This is a genomic window from Pseudomonas sp. TWI628, from assembly GCF_039673865.1.
Taxonomy (GTDB): Bacteria; Pseudomonadota; Gammaproteobacteria; order Pseudomonadales; family Pseudomonadaceae; genus Aquipseudomonas.
On the sequence record NZ_JBDJMM010000030.1, the window covers coordinates 71728 to 82843 of the forward strand.

Below are 11116 nucleotides of genomic sequence, written 5' to 3' on the forward strand. Positions count from 1 at the left end.
GGGCTTCAGCATCAGCATCAACCTTGCCACACAGGGAAGGTCAATAGCCCAGGCTGGCTCGCTTCAACTCAAGGCCATTGTGGCCCATGGCGATGCGGTACTTACTGATCTGGCCCGCTTGCAGGTTGAGTCGCGTGCTGCGTTGGTCCTCGATGCCTGGAGCACAGCCGGGCATCTGCCCGGGCAGCAGGCGCAAGCGCACGTCGACCGGGCCGGGCGGCAGGTTGAAGGACGTGGACTGTTCCTGGAATACGCGGCCGGAGAGCTGATCGTTGAGGTACACGCCGATTTCGCAGCTGGTAGCCACTTCCAGGCGTTCCCGGGAAATGATCAGTACGCTGTAGTCCGAATTGCCCTCGGCGCTGGCCGGTGGCACGGCGGCCAGCGCGGCCAACAGCCCGACAACGCCCACTGCTGTCCTGAACATGAAGAATCTCCTGCTTGCACAAATCGTCAAAGGCGCAGCTTGGCTGAGGACCGCGCGGATTTCCAGCCCGGCCGTTGCACGCAGAACTTGACCTTGCCCCGATGGCAAGCTTGAAACTGCGTCAAACCCTGAAGGAGGCAGTACCCATGCAAGTGTTCAATGTTCAAGGCATGACCTGTGGCCATTGCGTGAAAGCAGTGACGCGCGCGGTACAGGAACAGGATGCGCAGGCGACGGTGGAAGTCGATCTGCCTGGCAAGAAAGTGCGCGTGCAAAGCTCGCTGGCCGCTGAGCAGGTGCTGGCGGCTATTCGCGAGGAAGGCTACCAGGCTGAAGTGGCCTGAGCCGAAGGGGCCGCAATGCGGCCCTGTTTTGTTGCAAATGTTTTCATGCTGAGGGTGGCCACTGCAGGTAGACTTAGCAGCTTGCTTAGCCTGCTATGGATTCCTGATGAACCTGCGAATGGTGCTGATTCTGGGCGCACTGAGTGCGTTCGGGCCCTTGGCGATCGACTTCTACCTGCCCGCCTTCCCGGCTATGGCGCAGGCGTTCGCCACCGATGAAAAACATGTACAGGCCACCCTGGCGGCCTACTTCCTCGGCTTGTCGATCGGCCAACTGGCCTACGGGCCGGTGGCGGACCGCTTCGGCCGGCGCAAGCCGCTGCTGTTCGGTGTGGCGCTGTTCACCCTGGCCTCGCTGGCCTGTGCCTACGCCCCCAACCTCGACACTTTGATCGTGGCGCGCTTTGTCCAGGCACTGGGCGGTTGTGCCGGCATGGTGCTGTCGCGGGCCATTGTCAGTGACAAGTGCGACCCGGTGGCATCGGCCAAGGTGTTCTCGCAGTTGATGCTGGTGATGGGCCTGGCACCCATCCTTGCGCCGATGCTGGGCGGAGTGCTGGTGAACGTGGCCGGTTGGCAGTCGATTTTCCTGGCGCTGAGCCTGTTCAGCGCTGCCAGCCTGCTGGCGGTAAGCCTGGGCCTGCCGGAGAGCCTGCCGGCGAACATGCCGCGCCAGCCGCTGTCAGGTGCAGTGCGCCAGTACCTGCGGTTGTTGGCTGATCGTGTGTTCATCGGCCACGCCTTGACTGGCGGTATCGCCATTGCCGGGATGTTTGCCTACATCGCCGGTTCGCCTTTCGTATTCATCAAGCTCTATGGCGTACCCGCGGAGCACTATGGCTGGCTGTTCGGTAGCAACGCAGCCGGCTTCATACTGGTAGCCCAGGTCAACGCGCGCTTGCTGGCCAAGCGAGGGCCGGCATTCCTGTTGGTACGGGCGGTCTGGCTCTACCTGGCAGCAGGGCTGGTACTGCTGGGCGTGGCAGCTCTGCGCCCGGCGCAGTTGTGGCCATTGCTGGTGCCGCTGTTCGTCTGCATTGCCAGCTTGGGTTGCATCATCCCCAACGCGTCGGCCTGCGCCATGAGTGGCCAGGGCGCGCGAGCAGGCAGCGCGTCGGCGCTGATGGGCTGCCTGCAGTTCAGCGTCGCAGCCGGTGCGGCGTCGCTGGTCGGCGTGCTGCATGACGGCAGTGCGGTGCCCATGACCTTGGTGATCAGCCTGTGCGGAGCGCTGGTGGTCAGTGTCGCGCTGTTGACCCGGCATTTACAGGCCACGCGTCCAGCATAAGCGGGTGAGGTGCCCGCAGGCGGGTTTCCAGGGTGGCGACGAAGGCACGTGCTTCTGCCTCGCTGCGGAAACTCACCACATGCTGGTCGAGCCTCACTTGCCAAGGGCAGTTGGGGTTGCGGTTCGACGCACTGACGACAATCTTCATTGCGGCATACCTCCGATTGGGGGGGAGCGGGTCAAGTGTAGCGCTGCAGTCACCGGGCGCCATGACTTGGGTATGTGTCCTGACTGGCGGTCTGGGCACCGTTCCCAGTGGCCTGTCAGACGATTCCAAGGCACATGCCTGGATTGTTGTGGAAGCTTCGCTTTGATTTGCGCTACTTAAGGAAGCGCGCTGTCAGCAGAGTCGCTGCACACTCTGGGCCATCCTTCCTCATGCCCTGTATTTTCCTTTCTGCACCACGTTGTGGCGACTTTGACTTGCGTGAGGGTTGCCCCACCCAACGCCGAATGCGCCTGTCCGAGCAAATGCAGGACTGCCGGAAGGGGCACGGGTGCGGCTTATACTGGCCCTTGGCAGTTTGCTTGAGAGGCGATCAGCGTAGCCAAGGCTGGCCTCTGGAAACCAGACGTGATCATGCGGGGAGATACAGGGACATGAATGCAGTCAGCAGTATCAGTCAGATTGCCGGCCTGATGGCCGACCCCAAGCGTAGCGCGATGTTGTGGGCGCTAATCGATGGCACACCACGGCCGACCGATGAACTGGCAATGATGGCCGGCCTGACCGCGTCGTCGGCCTGTGCCCACCTTTCGTTGCTGTCTTCGGCCGGCCTGCTCAGGCTTGAGGCTCGCGGGCGCAAGCGCTACTTCAGGCTCGCGACACCTCAGGTGGGCGTTGCTGTCGAAGCGCTGGCCAGCGTCCAGCTGGCGTCGGAAAGGGGGCCGCGTACGGAGGTGCTGCAGCTGCCGATGTCGATGCGCAGGGCACGTCGCTGTGGCGAACACCTGGGCGGCGAGCTGGCGGGTGAGCTGTATCACCGGCTGGTGGTGGCGGGCTGGCTGGAGGGCAGCGAGCGGGAACTGATGGTCAGTGAGGAGGGGCGAACGCAGCTGGCGGCCATTGGCGTCTACATCGACGCGCTGGCGTCGCGGCGGCACTGTGTGATCTGCCATTGCAATGAATGGAGCGACCAAGGGCCACACCTGGGCGGCAGCCTTGGTCAGGCATTGCTCAAACTGTTTTTGCAGTCTGGCTGGATACGCGAGCCTGAGGGCACGCGGGTACTGCAGATTTCTGCCGAGGGTGTGCAGCAGATCAACTGTATAGCCCGCGTGAGCACCTTGCAGGTCGGTTGACGGCTTCAGACCAGGCGAGCATCCAGGCTGTTTTGCGCCAGGCGGCGGGCCTGGTCTTCGGTCATGCCCAGGTGGGTGTGCAGGGCATGGAAGTTCTCGGTGACGTAACCGCCGAAGTAGGCCGGGTCGTCCGAGTTCACCGTCACCTTAACGCCACGCTCGAGCATGTCGAGGATGTTGTGCTGGCTCATGTGGTCGAACACGCAGAGCTTGGTGTTCGACAACGGGCAGACAGTCAGTGGGATCTGTTCGTCGATGATGCGCTGCATCAGGCGTTCGTCTTCGATCGCGCGTACGCCGTGGTCGATGCGCTTGATCTTCAGCAGGTCGAGGGCCTCCCAGATGTACTCGGGTGGGCCTTCCTCACCGGCGTGGGCTACGGCTACGAAGCCTTCGCTGCGGGCACGGTCGAACACACGCTGGAACTTGCTGGGCGGGTGACCCATTTCCGAGCTGTCCAGGCCGACGGCGATGAACGCGTCGCGGAAGGGCAGGGCCTGGTCGAGGGTCTTTTGCGCTTCGTCTTCGCTGAGGTGGCGCAGGAAGCTGAGGATCAGGCCACTGCTGATACCCAGTTGCTCGCGACCGTCCTTCAGAGCCTGGTTGATGCCATTGAGCACGACTTCGAACGGGATGCCGCGGTCGGTGTGAGTCTGCGGATCGAAGAAGGGTTCGGTGTGGATGACATTCTGCGCCTTGCAGCGTTGCAGGTAGGCCCAGGTCAGGTCGTAGAAGTCCTGCTCGGTGCGCAGCACGTCCGCGCCCTGGTAATACAGGTCGAGGAATTCCTGCAGGTTGTTGAAGGCGTAGGCGCTGCGCAGGGTTTCCACGTCGTTCCACGGCAGGGCGATCTTGTTGCGCTCGGCCAGGGCGAACAGCAGTTCGGGTTCCAGCGAGCCTTCAAGGTGCAGGTGCAGTTCTGCCTTGGGCAGGGCATTCAGCCAGTCATACATAGGGGGAATGTCTCGAATCAGGTACGGTTGCCGCCATTCTACAGGGCCTGGCCGGGCATTGCGCCCGGCCGGTCGGTATTCACCTCACCAGGTGAGCGACTCGCCCTTGTAGTTGATGAAGCGCAGGCCACCGTGGCCGCTTTGCGCCTTGATCTGTTCGAGCATGCCACGGGTGCTGGTGAGCACGTCGATTTCGGCGTTTTCGCCACCCATGTCGGTCTTCACCCAGCCCGGGTGCATGGCCAGCACGCACAGGTCGGGGCGTTGCAGCTCGACCACGAAGCTGTTGATCATCGAATTGAGCGCGGCCTTGCTGGCCTTGTACAGGCAGACCTCGCCACCGTCGGGGATGGTCACGCTGCCAAGGATCGAGCTCATGAACGCCAGCACGCCGCTGCCTTCACGTACCTGGCCGGCCAGGCGGCGGGCGACGCGGATCGGCGCCACGGCGTTGGTCATGAACAGCTCACCGATGGCCTGGGTTTGCACGATTTCCAGGTCTTGCGGCAAGGGGCCCATGACGCCGGCGTTGACGAACACCAGGTCGAAAACCTCCCCCTGCAGGCGCTGTTTGAGCCCGTCGAGTTGGGCGGTGTCGTTCATTTCCAGTTGTTCGATGCGGACACCCGGTACATCGGCGAGGGCGCCGGGCTGCTGAGGGTTACGCACGGTGGCCGTGATGTTCCAGCCGTCCTCGTGCAGACGTTGCACCAGACCAAGGCCTAGCCCGCGGGAAGCGCCGATGATGAGGGCAGTTCTAGAAGATGCCATAGGAACATTCCTTTATCGGTGTGGGAAAAAGGAATTGAGCATAGTGCAGAGTTGGCGAGCGCGCCTCGGATACTTCGCGGCTGGTTAAAAAATGTACAGGCTCGTCAGGCCGTGAGCGGGCGGGCGCTTGGCTTGTTGGCTAACGGGTTATCCACAGGCTGATCCACAGTAAATGTGTGCAAGCAGGGCGTCGTTCGTTTTGCAACAGCCCTGACACATTGGGGATAAGTCTCAAAGGTTCAGTTGCTTGCGGCTGTCATCAAACAGTGATCAAAATATGCTCAATGCTCTGCAGGCCCTGCGGTACTTGGGCTGCAACGGAGTGCCCCAAGCTTATCCACAGGCCAGCCCACAGTTGTTGTGGGCAAACTTCAGCGTGCTTCGAGGATGATTCGGCCGCGGCTCAGGTCGGCCAGTTGCTGTTGCAGGGCCGGAACGTAAGCTGCGCCCACGGCAATCTGCAGGTCGACGCCGTTGGCGGTGAATTGTTCATCCAGCACCAGGCCATCCACGTCGGCCAGGCGCAGTTTCACCAGGGCCAGTTCGCTGAAGGTGCAACTGCAGGTGTATTCGCTGCGCTGGATCAGCAGCCGTTTGGGCGCCTGTTGCAGGCACTTGTTGGCGCCACCGCCGTAGGCGCGTGCCAGCCCGCCGGTGCCCAGCTGGATGCCGCCGTACCAGCGAATCACCAGCACCACCACCTGGTCGCAGTCCTGTGCTTCGATGGCCGCCAGGATCGGCCGCCCGGCGGTACCACCTGGCTCGCCATCGTCATTGCTGCGGTATTGCCCGCCGATCTTCCACGCCCAGCAGTTGTGGGTGGCGGCCAGGTCGCTGTGGCGTTCGATGAAGCTCATCGCCTCGGCGGCACTGTTGATCGGGCCGGCGAGGGTGATGAAGCGGCTCTTGCGGATTTCCTCGCGAAATTCGCAGAGGTCGAGCAGGGTAGAAGGCATAGATGAACGTCAGGCACCCAGCGTGATGCCGCACCCCTTGAGAATGATGTGGATAAGGTTGTTGCTGGCATCTTCCATGTCTTGCTTGGTCAGGCGGCTGCGGCCGGTGACCTGGCAGATCTGGGTGGCGAAGTCGGCATAGTGCTGGGTGCTGCCCCACAGCAGGAAGATCAGGTGCACCGGGTCGACCGGGTCCATCTTGCCGGCGTCGATCCAGGCCTGGAACACGGCGGCCCGGCCGCGGAACCATTCGCGGTAGTCGGCGCTGAAGTATTCGGTCAGGCAGGTGCCGCCGCTGATCACTTCCATCGCGAAGATGCGCGAGGCCTGCGGGTTGCGCCGGGAGAACTCCATCTTGGTGCGGATATAGTGGCTCAGCGCCTCGCCCGGGTCGTCCTCGACGCTCAGGGCGTTGAAGGTGCTGTCCCACAGCTCGATGATGTTGCTTAGCACGGCAATGTACAGGCCAAGCTTGTTGGTGAAGTAGTAATGCAGGTTGGCCTTGGGCAAGCCGGCTTTCAGCGCGATGGTGTTCATGCTGGTGCCTTTGAACCCATGGCGGGCGAATTCGTCTTCGGCGGCCTGGATGATGGCCTGTTCGTTCTTCTGGCGGATGCGGCCGGCGGGCTTGCCCGAGGCGGCGAGGCGATGCGCAGGGACTTCTAGGGTCATGGACGATTCCGGACAGGTCTGTGGCAACGAATGTCGGACAAGATTACCTGCCTGTGCTGGCGTGACAAGCCTTAGCGTCAGAAGCTGGCATCAACGTGTCGCAGCCAGGCTTTCCAGGAAGCTTTCCAGCACCAGGTTCGGCCGCCGCCCTTTGCGCGTGACCCAGCTCAGGCTCAGGTCATAGAAGCGTTGCGCAGGCTTGAGTGCACGCAGGCGACCTTGCTGGACCCAGAAGGTGGCGTAGTGGTCGGGCAGGTAGCCGATATAGCGGCCGGTGAGGATCAGGAACGCCATGCCTTCGCGGTCCGAGGCACTGGCGGTGCAGTTGAGCGCCTGGTAGTGCGCCTGGATTTCCGCGGGCAGGCGGAAGGTCGGCGCGATCGCTTCCTGGCTGTTGAGGCGGTCATCGTCGATCTGCTGGTTGTCGGCGTAGAACAAGGGGTGGCCAACCGCGCAATAGAGCTGTGACCGTTCGCTGTACAGCGGTTGGTATTCCAGGCCGGACAGAGGGCTGGTCTGGGGGACCACGCCGACGTGCAGGCTGCCGTCCAGTACCCCTTGCTCGACCTGGCTGGGGGCGATCATGCGGATCTGGATGCGCACATCCGGGCCGCGGTCCTTGAGCTCGGCCAACGCATGGGTAATGCGCATGTGCGGCAGGGTGACCAGGTTGTCGGTCAGGCCGATGTTGAGCTCGCCGCGCAAGTGCTGGTGCAGGCCGTTGACTTCGGTACGGAAGGTCTCCAGCGCACTGAGCAACTGCAGCGCCGAGTGATAGACCTCGCGGCCTTCCTCGGTCAGCGAGAAACCGGCACGACCACGCTGGCACAGGCGCAAGCCCAGGCGTTGTTCGAGGTCGTTCATCTGCTGGCTGATGGCCGAGCGGCCGATCCCCAGCACGTTCTCGGCCGCCGAGAAGCCGCCGCATTCAACCACGCTTCGGTAGATTTTCAGCAGGCGAATGTCGAAATCACTGACTTGCGCGAGAGGGTCGGGGCGTCGGCTCATAAGTTTAGTCTTGCGCTACCTGAAGATTAGAAATGTAGGCTTTTTCAGACTTTATCCGCGTGCGAATTTAGCTGCAACAACATCCATCGTTGCCTAATCGTCTTCCGAGGAACTGCCGATGAACATGCCCGAAACCGCTGCCACCGGTATCGCCAGCCAGCTGAAGCTGGACGCCCACTGGATGCCCTACACCGCCAACCGTAACTTCCAGCGCGACCCGCGCCTGATCGTGGCGGCAGAAGGCAACTACCTGGTCGATGACAAGGGGCGCAAGATCTTCGACGCCCTGTCTGGCCTGTGGACCTGTGGCGCCGGGCATACCCGCAAGGAAATCACCGAAGCGGTCGCGCGCCAGCTCGGTACCCTGGATTACTCCCCGGCGTTCCAGTTCGGCCACCCGCTGTCGTTCCAGCTTGCCGAGAAGATTACCGAGCTGACCCCGGGCGACCTCAATCACGTCTTCTATACCAACTCTGGCTCCGAGTGCTGCGACACCGCGCTGAAGATGGTGCGTGCCTACTGGCGCCTGAAAGGCCAGGCCACCAAGACCAAGATCATTGGCCGTGCCCGTGGTTACCACGGGGTGAACATTGCCGGCACCAGCCTGGGTGGCGTCAACGGCAACCGCAAGATGTTCGGCCAGTTGCTGGACGTCGACCACCTGCCTCACACCGTGCTGCCAGTTAACGCCTTCTCCAAAGGCATGCCGGAAGAGGGCGGTATTGCCCTGGCAGATGAAATGCTCAAGCTGATCGAACTGCACGATGCCTCGAACATCGCCGCGGTGATCGTCGAGCCGCTGGCGGGTTCCGCCGGCGTGTTGCCGCCGCCGAAGGGGTACCTGAAGCGCCTGCGTGAAATCTGCACCCAGCACAATATCCTGCTGATCTTCGACGAAGTGATCACCGGCTTTGGCCGCATGGGCGCCATGACCGGTTCCGAGGCCTTTGGTGTCACCCCTGACCTGATGTGCATCGCCAAGCAGGTCACCAACGGTGCCATCCCGATGGGGGCGGTCATCGCCACCAGCGAGATCTACCAGACCTTCATGAACCAGCCGACCCCGGAATATGCGGTGGAATTCCCCCACGGCTACACCTACTCGGCTCACCCGGTAGCCTGCGCCGCCGGTCTCGCCGCGCTCGACCTGCTGCAGAAGGAGAGCCTGGTGCAGTCGGCTGCCGAACTGGCACCGCACTTCGAGAAGCTGCTGCATGGCGTGAAGGGCACCAAGAACATCGTCGACATCCGTAACTACGGCCTGGCCGGCGCGATCCAGATCGCTGCCCGCGATGGTGATGCGATCGTGCGTCCTTACGAAGCGGCCATGAAGCTGTGGCAAGCCGGCTTCTATGTGCGTTTCGGTGGCGACACCTTGCAGTTCGGCCCAACCTTCAATACCCAGCCGCAGGAACTGGACCGCCTGTTCGACGCGGTCGGCGAAGCCCTGAACCAGATCGACTGATCTTTCCGCTTTTGACGTAGGGCGCGTGACCCATCACGCGCCTGCCTCAACCTTCTTTATCTGGAGTTTTGCATGAGCATTGTTCAGCACCTGATCCACGGCGAACTGGTTACCAAGGGTGAGCGCACCGCCGATGTCTTCAACCCCTCCACCGGCCAGGCGGTACGCAAGGTCGAGCTGGCCAGCCGTGCGACCGTGCAGGAAGCCATTGACTCGGCCAAGGCTGCCTTCCCGGCCTGGCGCAACACCCCACCGGCCAAGCGTGCCCAGGTGATGTTCCGCTTCAAGCAGCTGCTGGAGCAGAACGAAGCCCGCATCTCGCAGATGATCAGCGAAGAGCACGGCAAGACCCTGGAAGACGCTGCAGGTGAACTGAAGCGTGGCATCGAGAACGTCGAGTTCGCCTGTGCCGCGCCGGAAGTGCTGAAAGGCGAGTACAGCCGCAACGTCGGCCCGAACATCGACGCCTGGTCCGACTTCCAGCCGCTGGGTGTGGTCGCTGGCATCACCCCGTTCAACTTCCCGGCCATGGTGCCGCTGTGGATGTACCCGCTGGCCATTGCCTGCGGTAACGCCTTCATCCTCAAACCGTCCGAGCGTGACCCGAGCTCGACCCTGTTCATCGCTCAGCTGCTGCTGGAGGCTGGCCTGCCGAAGGGCATCCTCAACGTGGTGCATGGTGACAAGGAAGCGGTGGATGCACTGATCGAAGCGCCGGAAGTGAAAGCACTGAGCTTCGTCGGTTCGACACCGATTGCCGAATATATCTATGCCGAAGGCACCAAGCGCGGCAAGCGCGTACAGGCCCTGGGTGGTGCGAAGAACCACGCGGTGCTGATGCCTGATGCCGACCTGGACAACGCGGTCAGCGCGCTGATGGGTGCTGCCTACGGTTCGTGCGGCGAGCGTTGCATGGCCATCTCGGTGGCGGTGTGCGTGGGTGACCAGGTTGCCGATGCACTGATCGCCAAGCTGGAGCCGCAGATCAAGGCGCTGAAGATTGGTGCCGGCACTTCCTGCGGCCTGGACATGGGCCCACTGGTGACTGCTGCTGCGCGTGACAAGGTTGTCGGTTACATCGACGACGGCGTTGCCGCTGGCGCCAAGCTGGTGGTGGATGGCCGTGGCTTGCGTGTGGCGGGTAATGAAGATGGCTACTTTGTTGGTGGCACGCTGTTCGACAACGTGACCCCGCAAATGCGCATCTATAAAGAAGAGATCTTTGGCCCGGTGCTTTGCGTGGTGCGCGTGCACAGCCTGGAGCAGGCCATGCAGCTGATCAACGATCACGAATATGGCAACGGCACCTGCATCTTCACTCGTGACGGTGAAGCGGCGCGCCTGTTCTGCGACGAGATTGAAGTGGGCATGGTCGGTGTCAACGTACCGCTGCCGGTGCCGGTTGCCTACCACAGCTTCGGTGGCTGGAAGCGTTCGCTGTTCGGTGACCTGCATGCCTATGGCCCGGATGGTGTGCGCTTTTATACCCGGCGCAAGGCGATCACCCAGCGTTGGCCGCAGCGTGCCAGCCATGAGGCGTCGCAGTTTGCGTTCCCTAGTTTGTAAGGGGTGATGGAGAAGCGGGGAGGCCGGTAGGCCTCCCCGCTTTGTTTTTAGGGTGGTGCTGGCGAGCACCTGGTGGCCCTGACGCGGTCTTTTCCTCCTATATTTCAATTTCTTGAAATTAAAGGTTGACGGCCTTTCGAATCCCCTTATAATGCGCCCCACTTCCAGCGACATCGGAACGACAAACTCCTTGAGATTCAACGAGTTAGGTTGTTAAGAGATAACTGGAAGGGCTTCGATCAGATGATCGATGGCGGTTGAGATGAAGGTTGACAGCGGTTTTAAACGCTGTATTATTCGCCTCCCGCTACGAGAGATCGCAGCGAGTCAAGTGTTTGAAGCTAAACGAGTTTCTCGCAAAAAA

General features: G+C 61.9%; 12 protein-coding genes. 5 read left to right on the forward strand and 7 right to left on the reverse strand.

Going from position 1 to position 11116, the window contains the following annotated elements; translation table 11 throughout:
* Positions 1-40 precede the first annotated feature (40 nt).
* Positions 41-427: a hypothetical protein gene (locus tag ABE528_RS21795; protein WP_152958307.1), complete on the reverse strand. Its 387-nt coding sequence runs from the start codon at positions 425-427 to the stop codon at positions 41-43.
* Between the two features lie 146 nt (positions 428-573).
* On the opposite strand from ABE528_RS21795, the gene ABE528_RS21800 reads away from it, so the two are divergent.
* The gene (locus ABE528_RS21800; RefSeq protein ID WP_159412249.1) at positions 574-771 is read left to right on the forward strand and encodes a cation transporter; all 198 of its coding nucleotides are present in this window, start codon (positions 574-576) and stop codon (positions 769-771) included.
* Between the two features lie 106 nt (positions 772-877).
* Positions 878-2059 (forward strand): multidrug effflux MFS transporter, encoded by a 1182-nt coding sequence (locus ABE528_RS21805; protein WP_152958305.1) that lies wholly within the window; start codon positions 878-880, stop codon positions 2057-2059.
* Here the strand turns inward: ABE528_RS21805 and ABE528_RS21810 are convergent.
* A complete protein-coding gene (locus ABE528_RS21810; RefSeq protein WP_256669403.1) occupies positions 2010-2207 on the reverse strand; it encodes a hypothetical protein in 198 nt (65 codons plus the stop codon). The genes ABE528_RS21805 and ABE528_RS21810 overlap by 50 nt on opposite strands.
* Positions 2208-2659: 452 nt before the next feature.
* On the opposite strand from ABE528_RS21810, the gene ABE528_RS21815 reads away from it, so the two are divergent.
* Positions 2660-3361 (forward strand): helix-turn-helix transcriptional regulator, encoded by a 702-nt coding sequence (locus ABE528_RS21815; RefSeq protein ID WP_152958304.1) that lies wholly within the window; start codon positions 2660-2662, stop codon positions 3359-3361.
* A 5-nt stretch (positions 3362-3366) separates the two neighbouring features.
* Here the strand turns inward: ABE528_RS21815 and ABE528_RS21820 are convergent, their stop codons facing one another.
* From ABE528_RS21820 to ABE528_RS21840, 5 genes are all read right to left on the reverse strand, one after another.
* The gene (locus tag ABE528_RS21820; protein WP_027920845.1) at positions 3367-4314 is read right to left on the reverse strand and encodes an adenosine deaminase; all 948 of its coding nucleotides are present in this window, start codon (positions 4312-4314) and stop codon (positions 3367-3369) included.
* Positions 4315-4398: 84 nt separating this feature from the next.
* Entirely contained in the window at positions 4399-5085 is a 687-nt protein-coding gene (locus ABE528_RS21825) for an SDR family oxidoreductase (protein WP_152958302.1), read from the reverse strand.
* A 371-nt stretch (positions 5086-5456) separates the two neighbouring features.
* The gene (locus tag ABE528_RS21830) at positions 5457-6041 is read right to left on the reverse strand and encodes a YigZ family protein (RefSeq protein ID WP_346654039.1); all 585 of its coding nucleotides are present in this window, start codon (positions 6039-6041) and stop codon (positions 5457-5459) included.
* 9 nt (positions 6042-6050) lie between these two features.
* The gene (locus tag ABE528_RS21835) at positions 6051-6713 is read right to left on the reverse strand and encodes a TetR/AcrR family transcriptional regulator (protein WP_152958300.1); all 663 of its coding nucleotides are present in this window, start codon (positions 6711-6713) and stop codon (positions 6051-6053) included.
* A gap of 90 nt (positions 6714-6803) precedes the next feature.
* The gene (locus ABE528_RS21840) at positions 6804-7721 is read right to left on the reverse strand and encodes a LysR family transcriptional regulator (protein WP_054886800.1); all 918 of its coding nucleotides are present in this window, start codon (positions 7719-7721) and stop codon (positions 6804-6806) included.
* 118 nt (positions 7722-7839) lie between these two features.
* On the opposite strand from ABE528_RS21840, the gene ABE528_RS21845 reads away from it, so the two are divergent.
* Both ABE528_RS21845 and ABE528_RS21850 read left to right on the forward strand, forming a co-directional pair.
* Entirely contained in the window at positions 7840-9186 is a 1347-nt protein-coding gene (locus ABE528_RS21845; RefSeq protein ID WP_152958299.1) for an aspartate aminotransferase family protein, read from the forward strand.
* A gap of 72 nt (positions 9187-9258) precedes the next feature.
* Complete coding sequence (locus tag ABE528_RS21850) at positions 9259-10752, forward strand: CoA-acylating methylmalonate-semialdehyde dehydrogenase (RefSeq protein WP_346654040.1); 1494 nt, start codon at positions 9259-9261, stop codon at positions 10750-10752.
* Positions 10753-11116: the final 364 nt, after the last annotated feature.